This is a genomic window from Collinsella aerofaciens, from assembly GCF_902501475.1.
Taxonomy (GTDB): domain Bacteria; phylum Actinomycetota; class Coriobacteriia; order Coriobacteriales; family Coriobacteriaceae; genus Collinsella; species Collinsella aerofaciens_AL.
In genome coordinates this window covers 34612-54891 of the sequence record NZ_CABWIF010000004.1, presented here as the reverse complement: position 1 = coordinate 54891, position 20280 = coordinate 34612, and the positions used below count along the sequence as shown (strand labels likewise).

At 61.3% G+C, this 20280-nt stretch carries 15 protein-coding genes; 2 read left to right on the top strand and 13 right to left on the bottom strand.

Annotated features, from left to right (window positions below):
• Positions 1-79: 79 nt before the first annotated feature.
• From GDJ93_RS01395 to GDJ93_RS01385, 3 genes are all read right to left on the bottom strand, one after another.
• Positions 80-568: an S-ribosylhomocysteine lyase gene (locus GDJ93_RS01395; protein WP_055310646.1), complete on the bottom strand. Its 489-nt coding sequence runs from the start codon at positions 566-568 to the stop codon at positions 80-82.
• A gap of 102 nt (positions 569-670) precedes the next feature.
• Positions 671-1645 carry a nucleoside hydrolase gene (locus tag GDJ93_RS01390; RefSeq protein ID WP_152067475.1) on the bottom strand — a complete coding sequence of 325 codons (975 nt, stop codon included), beginning with the start codon at positions 1643-1645 and terminating at the stop codon, positions 671-673.
• Between the two features lie 30 nt (positions 1646-1675).
• On the bottom strand, positions 1676-2638 hold the full coding sequence (locus GDJ93_RS01385) for a ribokinase (protein ID WP_152067474.1): 963 nt from the start codon (positions 2636-2638) through the stop codon (positions 1676-1678).
• 187 nt (positions 2639-2825) lie between these two features.
• Here GDJ93_RS01385 and GDJ93_RS01380 point away from each other — a divergent pair, with 187 nt between their 5' ends.
• The gene (locus GDJ93_RS01380) at positions 2826-5042 is read left to right on the top strand and encodes an acyltransferase family protein (RefSeq protein WP_152067473.1); all 2217 of its coding nucleotides are present in this window, start codon (positions 2826-2828) and stop codon (positions 5040-5042) included.
• A gap of 516 nt (positions 5043-5558) precedes the next feature.
• Here the strand turns inward: GDJ93_RS01380 and GDJ93_RS01375 are convergent.
• The 8 genes from GDJ93_RS01375 to trhA form a co-directional block, all read right to left on the bottom strand.
• On the bottom strand, positions 5559-6755 hold the full coding sequence (locus tag GDJ93_RS01375) for an Nramp family divalent metal transporter (protein ID WP_152067488.1): 1197 nt from the start codon (positions 6753-6755) through the stop codon (positions 5559-5561).
• A 74-nt stretch (positions 6756-6829) separates the two neighbouring features.
• On the bottom strand, positions 6830-8674 hold the full coding sequence (locus GDJ93_RS01370) for a magnesium transporter (protein ID WP_152067472.1): 1845 nt from the start codon (positions 8672-8674) through the stop codon (positions 6830-6832).
• Between the two features lie 331 nt (positions 8675-9005).
• Complete coding sequence (locus GDJ93_RS01365) at positions 9006-10412, bottom strand: polysaccharide deacetylase family protein (RefSeq protein WP_226812408.1); 1407 nt, start codon at positions 10410-10412, stop codon at positions 9006-9008.
• Between the two features lie 72 nt (positions 10413-10484).
• Positions 10485-11240, bottom strand: coding sequence for a PRC-barrel domain-containing protein (locus GDJ93_RS01360; RefSeq protein WP_152067471.1), 756 nt, complete (start codon positions 11238-11240; stop codon positions 10485-10487).
• Positions 11240-11629 (bottom strand): YtxH domain-containing protein, encoded by a 390-nt coding sequence (locus tag GDJ93_RS01355; RefSeq protein WP_035136593.1) that lies wholly within the window; start codon positions 11627-11629, stop codon positions 11240-11242. The genes GDJ93_RS01360 and GDJ93_RS01355 overlap by 1 nt, the downstream gene beginning before the upstream one ends.
• Before the next feature lie 136 nt (positions 11630-11765).
• Entirely contained in the window at positions 11766-12599 is an 834-nt protein-coding gene (locus GDJ93_RS10075; RefSeq protein WP_226812407.1) for a cyanophycin synthetase family protein, read from the bottom strand.
• Between the two features lie 24 nt (positions 12600-12623).
• The gene (locus GDJ93_RS01345; RefSeq protein WP_152067470.1) at positions 12624-13997 is read right to left on the bottom strand and encodes a hemolysin family protein; all 1374 of its coding nucleotides are present in this window, start codon (positions 13995-13997) and stop codon (positions 12624-12626) included.
• Positions 13998-14107: 110 nt separating this feature from the next.
• A complete protein-coding gene (trhA, locus tag GDJ93_RS01340; protein ID WP_172676303.1) occupies positions 14108-14791 on the bottom strand; it encodes a PAQR family membrane homeostasis protein TrhA in 684 nt (227 codons plus the stop codon).
• A gap of 186 nt (positions 14792-14977) precedes the next feature.
• Here trhA and GDJ93_RS01335 point away from each other — a divergent pair, with 186 nt between their 5' ends.
• The gene (locus tag GDJ93_RS01335; RefSeq protein ID WP_152067469.1) at positions 14978-15943 is read left to right on the top strand and encodes an alpha/beta hydrolase; all 966 of its coding nucleotides are present in this window, start codon (positions 14978-14980) and stop codon (positions 15941-15943) included.
• Between the two features lie 251 nt (positions 15944-16194).
• Here GDJ93_RS01335 and GDJ93_RS01330 read toward each other — a convergent pair whose 3' ends face one another.
• On the bottom strand, positions 16195-17400 hold the full coding sequence (locus GDJ93_RS01330) for a DUF362 domain-containing protein (RefSeq protein WP_152067468.1): 1206 nt from the start codon (positions 17398-17400) through the stop codon (positions 16195-16197).
• Positions 17401-17607: 207 nt separating this feature from the next.
• The gene (locus GDJ93_RS01325; protein WP_152067467.1) at positions 17608-20274 is read right to left on the bottom strand and encodes an ABC transporter permease; all 2667 of its coding nucleotides are present in this window, start codon (positions 20272-20274) and stop codon (positions 17608-17610) included.
• Between the last annotated feature and the right edge of the window lie 6 nt (positions 20275-20280).

Here is a 20280-nt window from a genome sequence, read left to right as displayed (position 1 = left end):
CTCGTCCCGACCACTCAGCAAAAAGGCACCCCCGCATAAGCGAAGGCGCCCAATGCGCGCGTTTTGGGCGATAAAGCCCTTACGCCTGCTGATAGTGCAGGTGCTTCTCGTCGATATCGGCCAGGTCGCGGTCGAGGTAGCGGCGCGCAAGCCAGTTAGCCATGGGGAGGTTCTGGTCCAGGTAGTTACCGCATTCCTCGGGAGCGGCACCGGGGACATCGCCCTCAAAGCCGGCGACAAACTCGAACAGCTCACGCACGAGCGGCAGGATCTCCTCGCTCGTCACCTCGCCAAACACAACCAGGTAAAAGCCCGTGCGGCAGCCCATGGGGCCAAAGTAGACAATGCGGCCCGACCACTCGGCATGATTGCGAAGGAACGTCGCGCCCAGGTGCTCGATGGTGTGGCACTCGGCCGTGTTCATGACCGGCTCCTTGTTGGGCGTGGTCAGGCGCAGGTCAAAGGTGGTGACGGCGGCCCCGGTCGCCGGATCGCGGTCGATGCGGCTCACATACACGCCGGGCTCAAGCAACAGATGGTCAACGGAAAAGCTCGCAATGCGCTCCATGGCAGATCCTCTCGATAATCAAATTGGGACGGGGCTCTTTTAGCTGGTTCGATTGGTCGCACCAATCATACCAGTCAAAAAGCCCCGTCCCAAAAAGACAACTTAGCCCAAGACGCGGGCCATGCGTGCCTTGAACTCGGAAAGGAAGCGCGGGGCATCCACAGTCAGCGCCACGAGTGCGCTCTTGTCGGGGTCGGTCACACGGCGCTCATCGCAGATGGTGCGACCGCGGTACTCGCCCAGCAGATCAACACGCAGGTTGCAGCCGAGCGCACCTACGAGCGTGGGGTCAATCGCCACGGCAACGGCCAGCGGATCGTGCAGCGCACAACCACCCAGGTAGGGTGCGTTCATCTCGTACGAGCCAATGTAGTGCTCGACCATGCTCGCAAATGCGCAGCCCGCCATGGTGCCCGAGCCCGTCCAGCCGGCAATGTCGCGGCGTGTGAGCACCACGCGATGCGTCACGTCCAGACCCACCATGGTGAGCTTACGGCCCGAGCGCAGCACCGCGTCGGCTGCCTCGGGGTCGCTCGCCATGTTGGCCTCGGCGCCCGCGCTCACGTTACCGGGCACGGTAAGGGCGCCGCCCATCACGACCACGCGGCCGATGGACATCATCGCCGCCGCATCGCGCTCCAGGGCGAGCGCTAGGTTGGAGAGCGGGCCAGTCGCTACGTAGACCAGATCGGGACCATAGGTGCGCGCGGCATCGATCAGATAATCGACCGCAGCGTTGCCGTCGGCCGAGGTCGCCCCCACCGGCTCGTAGGGCGACGCGGGCACGCTCGCGCCGCCGATGCCGTTCTTGCCGTGAATGAGCGCGGTGGACGCCGGCGGCGTATAGGGCTCAGTCGCCTGCAGAGGACGGTCGGCACCCAGGTACACCGGAACCTCGGGGCGACCCAGCAGATCGAGCACCGCCAGGCAATTGTGCGCCGATTGCTCGACGCGCACGTTACCAAAGCACGTGGTGATGCCCACGAGCTCCACCTCGGGGCTCGCGATGGCATAGGCCAGCGCCATCGCATCGTCAACACCCATATCCAGATCAAGGATCAGCTTCTTGATTGCCATTGTTCTACTCCGCTTCTCCGTCTTTATCGTTTAACCAAACCAATGTTCAACTTCGGCGCGCGTGGGAATCGATTGCTGAGCGCCCAGGCGCGACACCGTCACTGCCGAGGCGCGAGCACCCGCGGCCATGCACTCAAAGAGCGGCAAGCCCTCTAGGCGAGCCGCCGCCAACGCGCCGATAAACGTATCGCCGGCGGCCGTGGTATCGACTACCGTACTCGAAAGTGCCGGCATGCGCAGCAGCTCACCGCCATCGCCGAGCGTAACCGAGCCGGCACCGCCCAACGTGATGACCGCGGCGCCGGCGCCCTTGTCGAGCAGCGCATTGAGCGCGGCGACGCAACTCACATCATCCGTGGGCAGAATGCCCGTCAGAACCTGGCACTCGGTCTCGTTGGGACAGACCAGGTCGACCGCAGGCCAGGCCTCCGCAGGCAGCTCACAGGCAGGCGCTGGATTAAAGACCGTATAGAACCCCAGCTCGTGAGCGCAAACAAGCACCTCGGCCGTCGCCGCAAGGTCACATTCGCCTTGGGCGATAAAGACGCTTCCGGCAGCCGGGGCAATCTCGCTGGCATCACTATCGAGTTCATCGGCCACCAGACGCCTCAGCGCGCGGGCAACGTCCTCGCCCGCAAGCGCATGGTTGGCGCCCGGCGACAGCACGATGCGGTTGTCTCCCTCGCAGCGAATGATGGTCGCCGTTCCCGTCTCCACATCATCGCGATGCACTACAAAGTCACAGTCCACGCCGGCGTCTTGGAGCCCCGCCACGAGCGACGCGCCGAACGCGTCGCGACCGACCGCGCCGATCATGTGCGTGCAAGCGCCCATACGCGCGGCAGCTACGGCCTGATTGGCGCCCTTGCCGCCGGCGTTGGTGATAAACCCGCTGCCGCCGACGGTCTCGCCCGCACGCGGTATGCGCTCGCACGCCACCGAAAGGTCCATGTTCATGCTGCCGAACACCGCAACGATGCCGCGATCTGCCATGGAAACCTCCTCATCTGCGGGCCTTATGCCCACCGCCAGCCGTCGATCGTGCACTCTCGCACCCCCTATAACTTTAGTTCACTTTGATGTGGACGCGCGCTTGAGCTTGCGCCAGCAGCAAGCATTCACAGGAGCAGGCAGCTACAATGAAGGCGTGCTGATTATTCTCGTCATTGGATGATGTTTTATGGAACAACTCTCGCAATCGGGCTCGCGCGGTCGACGCCGCACGGGCAACGAGCCGGCGCCGCACGAACGCGTGAAGGGCGAACGCCGTGCCAACGAACCGCGACGCACCGTGAGCCCCCATCGTGCTTCTGCCAACAACGCGGGCCGAGCCAACACTCCCGCCGCGGAGCAGACGCCTGCTCGCCCCAAATCCCGCTACATCCCTGCCCTTGACGGCCTGCGTACGCTCGCCGTCGTCGCGGTGGTGCTCTATCACCTTAACCTCACGTGGGCGCAGGGCGGCCTGCTTGGCGTCACGATCTTCTTTGTGCTTTCGGGCTATCTGATCACGCGCTTGCTGCTCAACGAAGTCGCTAAGACCGGACGCATCGACCTTAAGAGCTTCTGGATTCGCCGCATCCGTCGCCTGGTCCCCGCCGTGGTGACCGTCGTGGTGGTAACCTGCGCGCTGTGCACTCTCTTTAACCACGTGATGCTCACCAAGATGCGCCCCGACATCCTGCCGTCGCTGCTGTTCTTCAACAACTGGTGGCAGATTGCCCAAAACGTCTCGTACTTCAATGCTCTGGGCGACCCCTCGCCGCTCACGCACTTTTGGTCGCTTGCCATCGAGGAACAGTTCTACCTGATTTGGCCGCCACTGCTGTTTGCCATGGTATCCATGCATGTGAGCAAACCCAACACGCGCCGCGTGGTTCTGGGCCTTGCCGCGGTATCTGCCCTCGCCATGATGGTGCTTTACAACCCTGCCGCCGACCCCAGCCGCGTGTACTACGGCACCGACACCCGTGTGTTCTCGCTGCTGCTGGGTGCCTGGATGGCCTTTATCCCCGATCGCGACCTGGCGCCGGTGCGTCTCGCTCGTCGTCTGGGGCTCAATCGCCTGGCTGGAGCCGCCAAGCACGGCAAGAACGCCGAGGACAAGCCTGGCGAGAAGGCCGACGAAGCAGCCGAGACCGCACCGGCACAGCCGAGCGCCCTCGTGCGTTTTTGGTCCTCGCCCGCATCCATCGATGTATTGGGCGTCGTGGGTCTGGTTGGCCTTGCCGCCATGGTCGCGCTCACCAACGGCTACACCGCCTTCCAGTATCGCGGAGGCACGCTGCTGTGCTCGATCCTCACGCTCATGGTCATCGCGGCCTGCGTGCAGCCCCAGGGAATGGTTGCCCGCGCGCTGTCCGCCGAGCCGCTCGTGTGGGTTGGCAAGCGCTCGTACAGCATCTACCTGTGGCACTATCCCCTGCTGTTGCTCATGAACCCGGTCGCCAACATCAACGATACACCGTGGTGGCAGTACATTTTGCAGGTGCTGTTGGTGGTCGCCGTGGCCGAATGCTCATATCGCTTTATCGAGACGCCGTTTAGAAAGGGCGCCTTTGGGCGCACCGTATCCGAGTTCCGCGACGGCACCGCCACGCCCGCCAACTGGGTGCGCGCGCACGTCCCTGCCTGCGCAGCCTGCGCTGTCGTGTTGGTCGTTGCACTGGGCGGCCTGATCTTTGTGCCCGAGACGTCTGCGCTGAGCGGCGAGGGCGCCGAAGTTCTGAACAAGGAAGCCAAGAACGCCGCACCCACCGACCAGCAGGCGGCCGACGACACCGACAAGGACAACGACGGCTTCCCCGACGGCTCCTACGACCTGTTGATGATCGGTGACTCCGTGTCGCTGCGCGCCGTTGATTCCTTTGACGGCGTGTTCCCGCACAGCCATATCGATGCCGAAAAGGGCCGCCAGTTCGATGCGGGCCGTGCGACATTTGAGGGCTATCTTCAACAGAACCTTGCCGGCAAGATCGTGGTCTTTGCGCTGGGCACCAACGGCTTGGTAACCGACGACCAAATCGACGCCATCATGGCCGATGCAGGAGATAAGCGTATTGTGGTGTTTGTGAACACGCGCAGCCCGCAGCCGTGGGTTGGCTCTACCAACCAGGCCATCGCCAACGCCGCTACGCGCTACAAGAACGTACGCGTTATCGACTGGTACGGATACAGTGCCAACCGCAACGACCTGTTCGATGGCGATGGCACGCATCTATCGACCACTGGCGTGACTGAGTACCTCAACTTGATCCACGATGCCGTCAAGAAGGACCTGCCCGTACACCCCGAGGATCACGTCAACGATCCGCAGCCGGCAGCCGTCAAGTCTGCCACCGACGCACTCGTCAATGCGCTCGCTCTCAAGCCGCACAAGCTGGGCACCGACAAGTAACCTGCAGCGCAAACTTCCCACATCCGGAGGGGGTGTCTGCCACGGCAGACACCCCCTCCGGCAGTTAGGGACACTCCTGGCGCAGCCAATGAAGACCTCTACGGATGAATTCCAGGCCGCTCCGTCGCTCCAGACATCGTTTCCGCGCCTCGTGCCTGCCCCAAACAATCAAAACAAGCCCTTTTCGCCGCACCCTCAAAGGTCTGTGGGCAAAAAAGGGCAAATATGAGTACTGTTACCATTTTAGTAGCAGGCAAAACCACCCAAAATGACGTCCGAGCGACCCCTACAACCCCCTAAAGCAACCAACCTGACTGGTTAAGGCGTATTGGAGCCAATTTTAATGAACATACTAAAGGCTATGTTCATTATCTTTTAGGATGTAAATGCTATTCACTTAGCAACAGTACTCATATTTGGCATTTTTTGTCCATTGCTATATAACTAACACCATATAGCAGACAAAAAACAGGCCGCAGCCCATCGCTGCGGCCTGTTCGGAAGCAAAAGTGGGCGTTAAGCGCTGTAGCCCATCGCTTGCAGCACAAACATGACGACTGTCAGCACCGTAATCACGGCGATAGTCGCCCAAGTGAGCACGTTCCACACGCGGCCATTGCGGTTGGCACCCATGATGTGACGGTCGGCGGCGATAACCACCTGAAACACCAGAACCACGGGCAGTAGCACGCCATTGATGACCTGCGAGGTCATCATAATCTGGAACAGATCGACGCCGGGCATAAGCACCAGCACGGCAGAGATACCGATGATGGCCGTAATGATGCCGCGGTAAACCGGGGCCTCGTCCCAGCTGCGGTCGGCACCGCGCTCCCAGCCAAATGCCTCGCAGATAGCGCTCGACGTAACGCCCGGCAGCACGCAGGCGGCCAAGAAGCTCGCCGCGACCAGGCCCGAGGCAAACAGTACCGTGGACCACTGACCCGCAATAGGCTCCAGCGCGCGGGCAGCATCGGCGGCATCGCTAATCTGAATACCCGCCGGGAACAACACCGTACCGGTCGTGATGATAATAAAGCCGGCAATGATATCGGCGGCAAGCGAGCCGCTCACAGTATCGATGCGCTGCAGCACGATATCGTCCTCGCCCGCGTTCTTATCGACCACGTTGTTCTGCGCCAAGAAAATCATCCACGGCGCGATGGTGGTACCGATCGTTGCGACCACGAGCGACACGTAGCTGGGGTCATTTTGAATGTTAGGCACGACCAGGTCGACCGCGACCTCACCCCAGTTGGGGCCAGCCATGAACGCGGCGACAATATAGGTCACGAACACGCAGCTCACCAGCAGCAGAATCTTCTCGATGCGCTGGAAACTACCCGACATGGTAAGCATCCACACCAGCAGCGCCACCAACGGCACCGAGATGCTCGCCGGCACGCCAAAGAGGGCAAGGCCGCTCGCAATACCCGCAAACTCCGAAATGGTCACAGCCGTGTTGGCGATCAACAGCGCCGCCATAGCAAGTACACTCTTGCGCACGCCAAAGCGCTCGCGGATGAGTGATGCCAGGCCCTTGCCCGTGACGCAGCCGCAGCGCGCCGCGGTCTCCTGCGTCACGATGAGCAGCACAGTCATGACGGGAAGCATCCAGAGCATCTTGTAGCCATAGTTGGCGCCCGCACTGGAATACGTTGCAATGCCGCCGGCGTCATTGCCCGAAAGCGCCGCCAGCAGACCGGGGCCCATAGCGCCAAAGATGGCCGCGATGGTCAACTTTTGCTTGGTGCCCGACTTTTGCTTGGTATTTTGCACGCGACCACCTAACCAATGACCGACATGGTGAGCAGCACCGCAGCGGCGCAGTACGCTACGCACGAGATCATGACGGCAATAACGTTCATGGCGGTGCCCGACGTGTTGAGGTCATGCTCGTCACGCCAGAACAGCACCATCAGGTAAATCACGGCGCTCATGTTGCCAACCAGGCAAATGATGGCAGCGATATTAAAGCACCCGGTAAAGAGTTGCTCCTCAAACATGGGCGCATCGGGGAACGCGGCGGTGCGCACCAGCTGGGCGCACAGGTAGGTCACGAGCGAAAGGATCAGGCCCATACCCGTGCTCTGGAAGAAGAATCCCAGGTACGGTTTGGGCTCGTCGTCGTGGCCGTCGTACTCGAGGAAGTAGTTCTTGACGAACGACACCATGCGCGAGGCCGCCAGCAGCACGAGCGGCATGGCGCACATGGGGAACACCACCAGATGCGCGGAGCCGAGCGCCGTTCCCAGCACGGTCGCCATGATGCACGACGCGATGCCCCATACAACAACCCAGTACTGGCGATGCACGAACCAGCTGAGCACGTTCGTCGAGTCGTCCGACGCGCTATCGCCCGAGCCGACACCGGCGATCTGCAGGTCCTCCTGATGCTCCTCGGCGATAACGTCCATGGCGTCGTCGAAGGTCACGATACCCAGGATATGACGGTTCTCGTCGCAGACAGGGATGGCAACCAGGTCGTACTTGGTCATCTCGTCCGTCACGTCTTCCTGGTCCTCGTCGGGCGACACATAGACCAGGTCGCGATAGGCCAGCTGACCCAGCGTGGCGTCGCGGTCGGCTACGATCAGCGTGCGCAGCGAAAGCACGCCGGTCAGCATGCCGCTCGGATCCTCGGTATAGACGTAATAGACACTCTCGAAGTCCTCATCGAGTTTGCGAATCGCCTCGATGGCATCGCCGACCGTCGCCGTGGCGGGCAGCGAGACAAACTCCGAGGTCATGATGCGGCCGGCGGTGTTGTCCTCATACCCCAGCAGGTTACGAATCGCCTTCTCCTCCTTGACGCCCATCAGGCGCAGGAGCTTCTCGGCCTTCTCGTAATCGAGCTCGTCGATCAGGTCGGCGGCGTCGTCCGGGTCCATCATGGCCAGCATCGACGATGCGTCCGTGTCGGACAGGCCCTCGAGCATCTCGGTCATAAGCTCGTCGTCATCGAACTCCGAGATGGCCTCGGCGGCCTGGGCAGTATCGAGCTGTGCAAACACCTGCGCACGCAGGCGCGGGTCGAGCTGCTCGATGATGTCGGCAATGTCGGCAGGGTGCAGCTCGCCAAGCGTCTTGTGCGACACCGAGAGCTGGATGTTCTTAGTCGAGCGATCGAGCAGGTCCATGTAAGACCAGGCGATAATGTCCTCACTGAGCGGCTTGCCCAGGTGCTTCATAAAGCCCTCGACGATATGCTCGAGTGCGGGGCTGATCGCGCGCAGCAGACCGCGGGCACCGACCTCGGCGCCCAGCAGGCGCAGCTGGTTTTCGCCCGACATGGAAAACTTGATGTCGTTTACGCGCACGACCTTCATGCCCTGCGTGTCGACAATCTGCTTGTTGAGCACGTCGCGGGCAAGCAAGAGTTCGGTCGGCTGCAGGTACGAAAAACGGATTTCGGTGGCCGACGTCTTAAGGTGTACACCCGTCTCGTCGATACGGTCGACCCATTTGCGCCAGCTGATCATAAACGGCGTCTTGCCGGGTCCGCGGAACGCGAGCGACGTCACGTGCGGAAAAACTTCGCCGGTGGCAATGCCAAAATCGTTCACTACGCCGAGCTTTTCGCCATCGACGTCCAAGACCGGCAACTTGAGCATCTCACTCAGATAATTCAATGGTGCTCCCCATCATTATTCCTTCGGGCTGCGGCCGTGATGGCGCACGCTCCGTGGGCTTCTGGATATGTATACGCATGCGCGGGCGGCACGCCGCTCGACGCTTACACCCCGTGCATGCGCAAAAAGCACCTGCATGGGGTCATCGACTGTATGGTCGAGGTTTGGATTTCACCTGTAACCTTTCTCTTGACCCTCATTAACCGCAGTAACTATAGCATCAGCATCGCCCTGCGGCATCGAATTTATGCGCTGCACATTGCAGGCATACCAAACACTGACGCATCCGTGACATAGTCATTGGGGACGTTCTTAAATGACTACCCAATGACTACTCCGTGGTGTCGTCGTCCTCGGCAAGCTGGGGGAACACGGCGTCCTTGGGCATGGTGACCTTCGTCAGCGAGGTGAGCTTTTTGCTCAGCGACGTGTCCGTCTTGACCAGGTCGCTGAGCGTCACGATCTTGTAGCCGTCGGCAATGAGGCCGTCGATAATCTGCGGCAGCGCCTCGAGCGTCTGCTCGGCGCATTCGTCTCTATCGGTGAGCAGCACGATATTGCCCGGCGTCACCGAATCGAGCACCGTCGAGACCTGCTCGTCGGCACCGTTGAGCAGCCAGTCGCCCGAGTCAATATTCCACGAGACCACGGCGGAGACCAGGTCCATCGCATCAATCCAGTTTTGCTCGTCAAAGGCAGCGTAGGGAGCACGCAGCAGCATCGTCTTCACGCCGGTCGCCGACTTAATCGCATCGGTGCCTTTCGTGATCTGTTCGCGTACCGCCTCACGGTCCTGACCCTTGAGCGAATCGTCGCTGTAGCTGTTGGATCCGATCTCGCACCCGGCGTCGACAATCGCCTTGGCCGTGGCAGGCGAGGCCTCGGCCGCATCGCCCGAAAGGAAGAACGTCGCGGTGACGCCCTTTTCCTTGAGCACCTGCAAGATCTGTTTGGTGGCGCCGCTCGGACCCTCGTCAAACGTCAGTGCCACGTACTTTTTGTTGCCCTTGGGCGCCACGCTGGCGCACGCAACAACGCAATCGGTGGCGGGCACAACCTCGCCGCGGTCTTGCGTCTTGCCTGACTGCTCACCAACCCACACCTCGGATCGGCCCTGGACACCCCATGTCTGCACATACTCGATAGCGCCCGTGCCCTCGACCTTGAGCTTGGGCTCGATAACCGTAGCCTGAACCTCGTGCTTCTCGTAAGTGTTACGGCCATCCTTGACCGTCACCTTCTCGCCGCCCTCGAGTTCGCGGCTATCCCATTTGCCCTGCTTCACGCGCTTGCCGTCGACCTTCACCGACAGCTTTTCGCCCCCATGGCGCTTGAGCACGCTGTCATCGACGGCCAGCAGGTCGCCTGCGTCGTAGGTGTCAGTCAACTCCTGGTCGTCGATGAGGTTTTGTAGCGTAGAGCCCACGCGCACCGCGGTCTTCTGGCCGTTGAGCTCCACGTCCACGCTGCGGTTGACGTAGCCCACGACGGCAGCGATAAACAGCACGAGCGCGCAACCCACGGCGATGAGCGCGTAGGGCAGGCGAGACGAACGACGGGGCGTACGGCTGTTGCCGATGCGCGCACTGCGATCGCTAAACCCACGGCTATGGTTGAGGTACATCGCGCCGGGCTTACGGTGACGCTTGCGCTGACCGCTGGGCAGCTGCCCCAGATCGCGGCGCGCCGTCGGACGCGCACCCGAACGCCCGTTTAAGTTGGATCCGTTTTGGCGCATGTGCCCTCCCCCATAAACACAGCAAGCCGGAGCAACAGGTCTCCGGCTTGCCTCCCATCATTTGGTACGTCGCTATTTTGTAGCTTTTGACGAGCCTCCGCTCGCCTTTTGGTATTCGTCCTTAAAGGCCTTGAACATGCCGCGCGTCTTGCCGAGCTGCTTGCCCAGTGCGCGACTGCCCTTGTCCACGGCAACCGATCCCTTGTCGTCGAGCACCTTGGCGCCCTTTTTGACCTTGTCGCCCACCACGACGCTGGCCTCGGCGGCCTTGGCAGCCGCACCGCCCGAATACCCGAGCGACTTGACCTCGTCCGAGACGACCATCGCGCCGTTCTCGTAGCCGCGCAGCATCGTCGGCGGCACCTGCGTGTCACCAACCAAAATACTCGAAGCAGCACCGGCGGTCACATAGAATGCCTGCACGATGCCCGAGCGTGGCTTGAACTCAACGTCCGAGCAATAGCCCACGACGTCGCCCGATTCCGTGCGCACGTCCATACCGACCCAGATGATGCAATCGTCCAGGTTGATGTCGAGGCGCTTGGCAGCGGCGGCATCGTACGTGTCCTTGACGTCATCGACCGCAATGGCGCCCTCGTAGACACCAATGGCGTCGAGCGCTACGAATCGGTCGGGACGCTCGATCATGCCCGCGATATCGGACTGGCGGACCATAAAGCCGACCACGCGCGTACCGCCCGGGGTAAAGACCGGAAAGTGAATCTTTCCGAGCTTTTTAGGGCTGCGCGGCGTGCCGTCCTTTTTGGTGCGCTTGTCCTCGGTAGGCTTGCGATAGATCTTGGCGCCGACAAAATCCCCGGCGCGCATTATGCCTCGGTCGAGGGCTCCGCAGCCTCGGTATCAGCCTCGACGGCGTTTTCGACCACGACGTCGGCGGCAGGCGTCACGTTGCCGCCCGAAATGGCGTCGTTGAGCTGCTCGCGCAGCTGGTCCATGCGCTCGCGGGCCAGGTCGACCTTGGCGCGCAGGTCGTCGGTCTTGGCGTCGACCATCGGGCCAAAGTCATTCACCGCAGCACGGGCCTCCTCGGCGCTGTGCTCGTAGGTGTCGCGCATATTGTCCCAGGCGTCGTTGGCGATATCGGCAGCCATGGCGCGGGTCTCGGCGCCCGAGCGCGGGGCCAGAGCAACGCCGACAATAGCGCCGGCAGCGGCGCCAAAAAGTGCGCCGGAGACAAAGCTGAAAGTCTTACCCATGATCATTCCTCTCCTGCGGGCACGTCGGTGCCCACCGTTTGAATGCTGTCCATTATACCCGCAGCGCATCACTTGCCGCTCCGCTCATCTGCGTACGGCAAAGGCGCAGGTACGTGATGGTGATAAACGCGTAGGCCTACTCCTGAGGCATAGCCGGCATGGCCACCGTGGCACCCGGGTCCTCGCCGGCGCCGTCCACGAGCGGCAGGCCGCCCTCATGCGCAGGTCCTGCCGGAGCCGTCGCCGCACCGCCAAAGACGGCAGCGGAGGCCTCGTGGTTCTCGGCAACCGCACCCTCGGTATCAATCGCCACCTGGGGCTCGTCGTCAAAGTTGGGGACGCCCTGGGGCTCGGTGGGAACGGGCTCGGCGGTCGCATCGGCAACGGGCTCGGCGTCGACCGGCACATCGCCCTCGTCAGCGCCCTCGTCCTCGGCAGCATCTTCGCCGTTCGCAGCGGCGACGGCCTCGTGAGGATCCTTGCCCTCGGCCTCGGCGCGCATGCCCAGCACCAGGTTGCGCAGGCCCGCGACCGTGCCCTCCACGTCGGGGGCAGGCTGGTCGGCGTGCAGATAGGCCCAGTCCATCATAAAGGTGGCCGAAGACAGCGCACCGATGGCCAGCGCGTCGTCGGGGCACGAAAGCTCAACCTCAAAGACGCGCTCGTCATGCTCGCTTACGCGCGTGCGGCCGCACGAGATGCTACCGGCAAGACCGGTCTCGTTCATGAGCTCGACCGTCACATGCTCAAGCAGATGGCAAAGCTCGGTCTGGCCCATGCAGTCCTGGAACTCGCGACCGGAATCACCCAGGCACAGGTGCTTGGCAATCGCCGGCACCAGGTAATACACGCGCGCCGTAGCCTCGATATCCTCCGAGGTCATGAGCGGCATGCCGGGGTTCACCAGCACGTGCGCGCAAATCTTGTCCTCGCTGACGGTGACCTTAAGGATGTTGAACAGGCCTGCCATAACTCTCCCCTACTCTTCCTTGTCCTACTCGTCGCCGTCATGCGGATTCGCGGAACCCGCACCCGACGTCGTCGGCTCGTCTACCGAAGACTCGGAATCCTTCTGATCGGTTTCGGCCGGAGCGATCACGCGAATGAGCGAGATGCGCTGGCCACGCATCGACTGCACTTTAAACTTGTACCCCGCAACCTCAAACACCTCTCCGATGTCGGGCACCGAGTCGCAAAGCTCCAAAATCCAGCCGGCGATGGTCTCATAATCATCGCTTTCCTCGAGCGGCCAACCAAGCTCAATCGCGTCATCGCACGAAAAACGCCCATCAACGAGCCACTCGCGGCGCGAAAGGCGCGTGAGATACTTGTTGTCGGGGTCGAACTCGTCCTCGATCTCGCCGACGATCTCCTCGACGATATCCTCGATGGTGATAATGCCGGCCGTGCCGCCGTACTCGTCCACGACCACCACGATCTGGTCGTGCGAGGTCTGCATCTCGGACAGTAGCGGCAGGATGTCCTTGGTGTCGGGCACAAAGGTGGCGTCGCGCAAAAAGCCGGCGATGGGCTGGTCACCCTTGCCGTCGAGCGCGGGTTGGATCAGGTCCTTGATGTGCGCGATGCCGGCGACGTTGTCGGGGTCCTCGTGATAGACGGGGATGCGGCTGAAGCCGGTCTGGCGCATGGTGGACAGCACGTCGGCGACCGTCTCGTCGTCCTCGCACATGGTGGTGTCCACGCGCGGCACCATGACCTCGCGGGCAACGGTGTCGCCTAGGTCGAAGATCTCGTGGATCATGCGCTTTTCCTCGTCGAGCAGGTCGTCCTGCTCCGAGACCATGTACTTGATCTCTTCTTCCGAGACGTTTTGGCGGTCGTCGGCGCTCTTGATGCGCAGGATGCGGGCCAGGCCATCGGAGCAGGCGCCGGTCAGCCACACGAGCGGACGGGCGATCTTTTGGAAAAACGACAACGGTCCCACGACCTGCTTGGACACGCCCTCGGCATTGGCCAGGCCGATGCGCTTGGGGACGAGCTCGCCGATCACGATGGACACGAAGGCGACCGCGACGGTGATGATGACCGGCGCCAGGCCGCGCGCGATGGCGGAGAGCGGCGCGATGCCAAAGCTCATGAGCCACGTGGCGAGCGGGTCGGACAGACTCGTCGAGGCGACGGCGGACGAGGCGAAGCCCACGAGCGTAATGGCAACCTGGATGGTGGCGAGCAGCTGGTCGGAGTCGGCAGCCAGCTTAATGGCACGCTCGGCGCGCTTGTCGCCCTCCTCGGCCTCGTGCTCCAACACGGCGCGCTTGGCCGTGGTGAGCGCCATCTCGGACATAGAGAAGTAGCCGTTGATGAGGGTCAAAACGAGGGTGGTGATAAGGGAGATGGTTATGTCCATCGGGAGTTTCTCGAACCTCCAAGATTCGGGACGTCAGGTTAAAACGTTGATGGCGGATACGGCAATTGCACCGGCGCCCAAACGAGAACGCGGGCGCGCAGGCGTGGTCGCTAGATTACGAAGAGGATCACCGCCATGAACTGGAAGATGCTGCCGGCGAGCACCCACAGGTGAAACACGCTGTGCAGATAGCGCACGTTTTTGGCGATATAGAACGGCACGCCCGCGGTGTAGCACACGCCGCCGACGGCGAGCAGGGCAAGTGCCACGGGGTTGAGCAGCGCAACAAGTTCGGGCAGCTTAAAGACAACGAGCCAGCCCATCAGCAGGTAGACCAGGCCGCTTACCCAATGCGGCTGGCGCTCGCGTAGGAAGCACTCGAGGGCGATGCCGATGATGGCGATGGCCCATACGGCAAAGAACAGCACAGCGCCGCCGTCGTTTGCGAGCGTGATGAGGCAAAACGGCGTATAGCTGCCGGCTATGAGCAGGTAGATGCAGCTGTGGTCGATGATGCGAAACACGCGCTTGGCGCGCGCGGGCTGAATCGCGTGGTAGAGCGTGGAGGCTAGGTATTCGAGGATAATGCTGACGCCATAGACAATCGCCGCGGCCATATGGGCCGGGCCTCCGCCGCGCAGGGCGGCGAATACGATCAGGAGCACCAGGCCCGCGATACCCAGCAGGCAGCCGACACCATGGGTGACGGAGTTCATGATCTCCTCGCCCACTGTGTAGTGTGGAACGGCCGCGGTCTTGGGTCGCGGCTTAGAACTGTCGCTCGAATCGGACATGCCGGTTACATCCTCCAACGTAAAGAGTTCTCAACACTATATCAAAGCGTCTAGGTACGTGCGAAATTTGCACCATACGTGACCCTTTGTTTACCCATTCTTTGCCTGTTGACGCATCAACGGCGAACGTCCATAATGCGCTTGCATTAAATGTTGATTTATTAACATCTTATAGGAGAATACCGCATGGCTCAAAACGCACGTTCCCATCGAAAGCTCAAGATAGCCGGCGTCGTTGCGCTGGTGCTCGTTGTCGCGCTGCTGGGGTTTGCCGGCAACTTTTTGTTTGACTTTGCCCTGAACCCCCAAGCGCCGTACACCATGAAGATGATGCAGGATGGCAAGGACGCCGAAAAGGGCGAGCAGATGGACGCCGAGGAGGGCGAGGCACGGACGTGGTTTAAGGAAAACCGCGAGAGCAGCAGCCTCACCGCGAACGACGGGACCGAGCTTGCCGCCTGGTATTTTGCTGCGTCGGAGAGCACGCACGACTACGCCGTCTGCCTGCATGGATATACCAACGAGCCCATCGGTATGGCCCGATACGTCAAGCGATTCCACGACCGCGGCATGAACGTACTCGCACCCGCCGCACGCGCCCACGAGCGCTCCGGCGGCGACTATATCGGCATGGGCTGGCCCGAGCGGCTCGATGTCGTCGCATGGATCGAGCGAATCGTTCAGGCTGACCCCGAGGCGCGCATCCTGGTCTTTGGCGAGTCGATGGGTGCGGCAACCGCCATGAACGTCGCGGGGGAATCTCTGCCCGCAAACGTGAAATGCATTATCGAGGACTGCGGTTATACGAGTGTTTGGGACGAGTTTTCTCTGCAGCTCAAGGACGTGTTCGGCCTGCCCAGCTTTCCCTTGCTCGATGTAGCAAACTTGGTATGCAACGTGCGCGCGGGCTACGACTTTCATAAGGCGAGCAGTGTGGAGCAACTCAAACACGCGACGGTTCCCATGCTGTTTATCCACGGCGACCAGGACACCTTTGTGCCGTACGACATGCTCGACCAAAACTACGACGCGTGCGCCAGCAAGGTCAAGCAAAAGCTCACTATCCATGGCGCCACCCACGCCAAGAGTGCGCAGGTTGACCCCGAGCTCTACTGGAACACGGTCAACAACTTCCTCGACGAGTATTTTTAGGCAAAAAGCAACGTCTGGGTCTTTATCTGACCCCCTATTTTCGGAAGTATGCGGCAAAATCTGGAACTGCCGACCAGGCCGCAGTTTTACCAACAATTTATCAGGGGTTTTGTTGCCAAAAAATGTCGTGTGCTCGGCGGTCTCGAAATTTGCCGCATACTTCCGGAAAGCCGCCCGCGAGCGCTGTGCTCACGGGCGGCTTTTGCTAACGTTGCGCTACAAAAGCGCTTGATATGTCCAATAGACAGGTGTTACTTGACCTCAATGAGCTCGTACTCGCTCGTGCCCAGGCCGATCTTCTCGGCATGCGCGATGCACGCGCGCCAGTCGGTGTCGGGATGCGTGATGCAGAAGGGATCCTTGGCCTGCTCGCCCTCCAGATGCTCGTGGTTATGCTCCATCTTGGCCACACTATCGGTGAGCTCGGTGTTGGGCAGCGGCTCGGATGCCATGACGGCGTCAGCACATGCCTGGTCGATGGCGACCGGGTCGAAGCTCGCGAACATGCCGATATCGTTGACGATGGGCGTATCGTTTTCGGGATGGCAATCGCAGTTGGGGCTGATATCCATGGCAAGCGAGATGTGGAAGCTCGGGCGGCCGTCGACAACGGCCTTTGTATACTCGGCGATCTTGCAGTTGAGCACGTCGGCCGCGGCGTCATAGCCGGGCTTGATGCAGTCCTGGTTGCATGCCGCAATGCAGCGTCCGCAGCCCACGCAACGATCGTGGTCGATGGTGGCCACGTGCACCGTGCGAGTAGCACCGCTGGCAAGCTCGCGCTCGCGGGTGTCGTTGAACGAGACAGCGTCGTGCGCGCAGATCTTTTCGCAGGCACGGCAGCCAACGCAGTGCTCGGTCGAGACGTTCGGCTTGCCGGCGGCATGCTGCTCCATCTTGCCGGCACGGCTGCCGCCTCCCATACCCAGGTTCTTCATGGCGCCGCCAAAGCCGGCCTGCTCATGGCCCTTAAAGTGGGTGAGGCTGATCACGATATCGGCATCCATGAGCGCCTGACCGATCTTAGCCTCGTGCACGTACTCGCCGCCCTCGACCGGGACGAGCGCCTCGTCGGTGCCCTTGAGGCCGTCGGCGATGATGATCTGGCAACCCGTGGCATACGGGGTAAAGCCGTTCTGGTAGGCGGTGTCGATGTGCTCGAGCGCGTTTTTGCGGCTACCGACATAGAGCGTATTGCAGTCAGTGAGGAAGGGCTTGCCGCCCAGCTCCTTCACCACGTCCGCGACGGCGCGGGCGTAGTTGGGGCGCAAAAAGCTCAGGTTGCCCAGCTCGCCAAAGTGAATCTTGATAGCGACGAACTTGTTCTCAAAGTCGATCTGCTCAATACCGGCGCGACGGATGAGGCGCTTGAGCTTGTCGAGCTGGCTCTCGCGAGCATGTGTGCGCAGGTTGGTGAAGTACACCTTAGCGGGTGCTACGGGTGCAGTTGCGGTCATAGATATATCCCCTCGGTCTATATGGCGTTACAGACATAGAGGATGGTACCAGTTAAAGCAGAGTTAAAGTCAAGTACGGCACCTAGTCATTGGGGACAGACTTAAATGACCAGTCGCAAGGGACACTCTTTCGCCGCCCGGCAGTTAGGGACAGTCCTTGCCAGCCGGCCGGCGAGCCGACGAATGGCAAGGACTGTCCCCCGATGGCTACTCCTGCACTTTGAGGGCTTCGGCCAAGCTGACGTGCTTGATGGAGCGCGTGTGCAGCAGTGCCACGACCAGGTAGGTCGCAAAGCCGATTCCAGCGCACGCCGCCATGGACCAAGCGGGCACGTAGATCTCGATATTGCCGTTGTAGGCGAGCAGCATCGAGCGGAAGATGGCCGTGAGCGAGCCAATAATGACCGGCAGGCTCAGCACGAGCGACGCCACCACGCACAGCGTGATCGAGCGGATGTACAGATGCGAGATCTCGCTATCGCGATAGCCAAAGACTTTCATGTAGCTGATCGAACGGGCGCTGTGGTCGATCACCGCCTTGGTCAGCAGGTACATAAACAGCAGGAAGATGAACACCGCAAGTCCAACCATCATGCCGATCATTTTGCTCATCATGCCGATGAACTGGTCGCCCACGGCGCGCATGTCGTCGGGCGTGGTGTCGCCGGCAAAGTAACGAGCATCGAGGTTGAGCTTCTCGTCGCTCACATAGCCGTTAAAGTAGGCGGCGTCGTTGCCGAACAGCTCGTTAAAGTCGTCGATGCTCATATAGACATTCATATCCGACTTAGAGCCCCAAACGCAGTCCTTGCCCACGTACTCAAAGGAATAATTCTTGCCCTCGTACTTGTCGCTGAGCGTGACCTTCTGGCCCTCGCTCCAGCCAAACTTATCGAGCAGACCGCCGCCAAAGACGACGCGTCCGTCGCCGACGTTGAGGTCTTTCCAATAGCGCGAATCGGGCGAGATGCCGTAGACGGAAATCGTCTCCTGCCCATTTCCGTCGCCGCGATCGTATTGCAGCTGGTAGACGGCGTATTTCTCGGCCTGCGCGATTGCGCCTGCACCGTTGTCGATCGTGTTGACCGGGTGGATATCGTCGTTGTCAGTGTCAATCTTAGAGGCCTTGTCAATCAGGTCGATGGCCTCATCGCGGTCGCAGCCGAGGGCATCGGCAAGATCATCAAGGCGCGCGTAGAGCGCATCCTTCTTGTCCTGGACCTTGACAAGCGCGTCCTGCGCCGCAGCCAAGCTCTCGGCAGACGGAGATGCGGTCGCGGCATCGGCTGCCGCCTGCGCCGCATCGGCCGCGTCGTCAAGCTCATCATCGGCATCCCGGGCGGCGGAAAGCAGCGCGCCGTCCACCGACTGCAGACGCTCGAGCGCCGCCCACTGCTCACGCTCCTCGGCGGTGCCCTCAAGCTCCAGCGGAGCCTTGAGCGTGTACTGGTGCTCGGCGACAAGGCTTGTCTCCAAGTTGTCCGCGTAGTGCGTCATCGTGGGCAGAATCGCCAGGCCAAAGAGCAGCAGCAGCGAGGCAAACGCAATGCCCACGAAGAGCGTGGCGAAGTTGCCCAGGTTGCGCAGGAAGATGCGCAGGCGGAAGCGCGAGACAAAACCCATGCGCTCCGGCAGCTGCAAGCCGCGCTTGGTGCCAGACTTGCCGCTCGCCTCGTGGCGAAGAAACTGCAACGGCGTCTTGCCCATCTTGCGAAGCAGACCCGCCAGCGTGATGAGGATGAGCGCAGCGGCGGGAACCACGGCGCACTTCACAAAGATCCCCCAGCTCCAGTACACCTGGAAGGGAGGCAGGCTGTACGAACCGTAATAGAGGCTGCGCATGGGCTCGGTAAAGAACACAACGCCGAGCGCAGTGCCCAAAAGCGCCGCGATCACGCCCACGGTAGCGGGAAGCGCAAGGTAGTGCAGGACGATCTCGCGTCGACGATAGCCGCTGGCGAGCAGCGTGCCGATGATGGCGCTCTCCTCCTCGATGGTGGCGTCGGTAAGGACCACAAAGACGAACGCCATGATCACGATGATGATGTCGAGCAGCGTCATCCACATCATGGAGTCGCCGTCTACGTCGTCGCGCGCATAGCCAATGCCCTGGTTGGAATCGGCATCGATCAGATCGTCCACGCGCGCATCGGCGTCGGTCAGCGCCTCGACCATATCCTGCTCCGCATCGATGCGATCTGCAGTGGAGAGATCGCGATCGGTAAAGGTAAAGGAATAGGTGTAGGCGGGCGCGCCGCCAGCGTCCTCGAGCGCGGCAAAGCCGGCGTCGCTGATCTCGGCCACGCCATAGGTGATGGTGTTCACCGTAAAGTCCGAATTGTTGAGGAACAGCGCCTGGCTATCGGGCTGGGTCATGATGCCGCAGATGGTGTAGGTACGACCCTCGAGCTCGACCTTATCGCCCACGGCGAGGTCGTTGTTGGTGGCGAAGACACGGTCGATTGCCACCTCATCGTCCGTTTTGGGCTCCTTGCCCTCACAGTAGGACGCAATGTCCACCTTAGCGCGGTGCGCATAGGTGCGCAGCGTGCGCTTGGTGCCGTCGTCGCCGGCGGTCTTTTTGATGACGGCGTCAATGGAGAAATTCTTATAGAGCGTGACGCCGCCGACGTCACTGACAACATCCTCGGCGGCCTTGAGTTGATCGTCGGTAGCCTCGAAGGAGGTGGTCACGCGGCCGTCCTCAATCGTGTACGCATCGCGCATGTCGTCGATAAGGCAGCCGATGGAATGCGCTGCGAGCAAAAAGCCCGAGGTAAGGGCGATGCTTCCGCACATAAGCAAAAAGATGCCCAGGTACTTGCCGATATTGCGGCGCAGCTCGCGCGGGAGACGTTTTGCGAGAGGTGTCATGGCGCC

Coding starts and splice junctions, on each gene's coding strand:
- GDJ93_RS01395 (WP_055310646.1), bottom strand. CDS start 568: ATGGAGCGCATTGCGAGCTTTTCCGTTGACCATCTGTTGCTTGAGCCC.
- GDJ93_RS01390 (WP_152067475.1), bottom strand. CDS start 1,645: ATGGCAATCAAGAAGCTGATCCTTGATCTGGATATGGGTGTTGACGAT.
- GDJ93_RS01385 (WP_152067474.1), bottom strand. CDS start 2,638: ATGGCAGATCGCGGCATCGTTGCGGTGTTCGGCAGCATGAACATGGAC.
- GDJ93_RS01380 (WP_152067473.1), top strand. CDS start 2,826: ATGGAACAACTCTCGCAATCGGGCTCGCGCGGTCGACGCCGCACGGGC.
- GDJ93_RS01375 (WP_152067488.1), bottom strand. CDS start 6,755: ATGGGCCCCGGTCTGCTGGCGGCGCTTTCGGGCAATGACGCCGGCGGC.
- GDJ93_RS01365 (WP_226812408.1), bottom strand. CDS start 10,412: ATGCGCCAAAACGGATCCAACTTAAACGGGCGTTCGGGTGCGCGTCCG.
- GDJ93_RS01360 (WP_152067471.1), bottom strand. CDS start 11,240: ATGCGCGCCGGGGATTTTGTCGGCGCCAAGATCTATCGCAAGCCTACC.
- GDJ93_RS01355 (WP_035136593.1), bottom strand. CDS start 11,629: ATGGGTAAGACTTTCAGCTTTGTCTCCGGCGCACTTTTTGGCGCCGCT.
- GDJ93_RS10075 (WP_226812407.1), bottom strand. CDS start 12,599: ATGGCAGGCCTGTTCAACATCCTTAAGGTCACCGTCAGCGAGGACAAG.
- GDJ93_RS01345 (WP_152067470.1), bottom strand. CDS start 13,997: ATGGACATAACCATCTCCCTTATCACCACCCTCGTTTTGACCCTCATC.
- trhA (WP_172676303.1), bottom strand. CDS start 14,791: ATGTCCGATTCGAGCGACAGTTCTAAGCCGCGACCCAAGACCGCGGCC.
- GDJ93_RS01335 (WP_152067469.1), top strand. CDS start 14,978: ATGGCTCAAAACGCACGTTCCCATCGAAAGCTCAAGATAGCCGGCGTC.
- GDJ93_RS01330 (WP_152067468.1), bottom strand. CDS start 17,400: ATGACCGCAACTGCACCCGTAGCACCCGCTAAGGTGTACTTCACCAAC.
- GDJ93_RS01325 (WP_152067467.1), bottom strand. CDS start 20,274: ATGACACCTCTCGCAAAACGTCTCCCGCGCGAGCTGCGCCGCAATATC.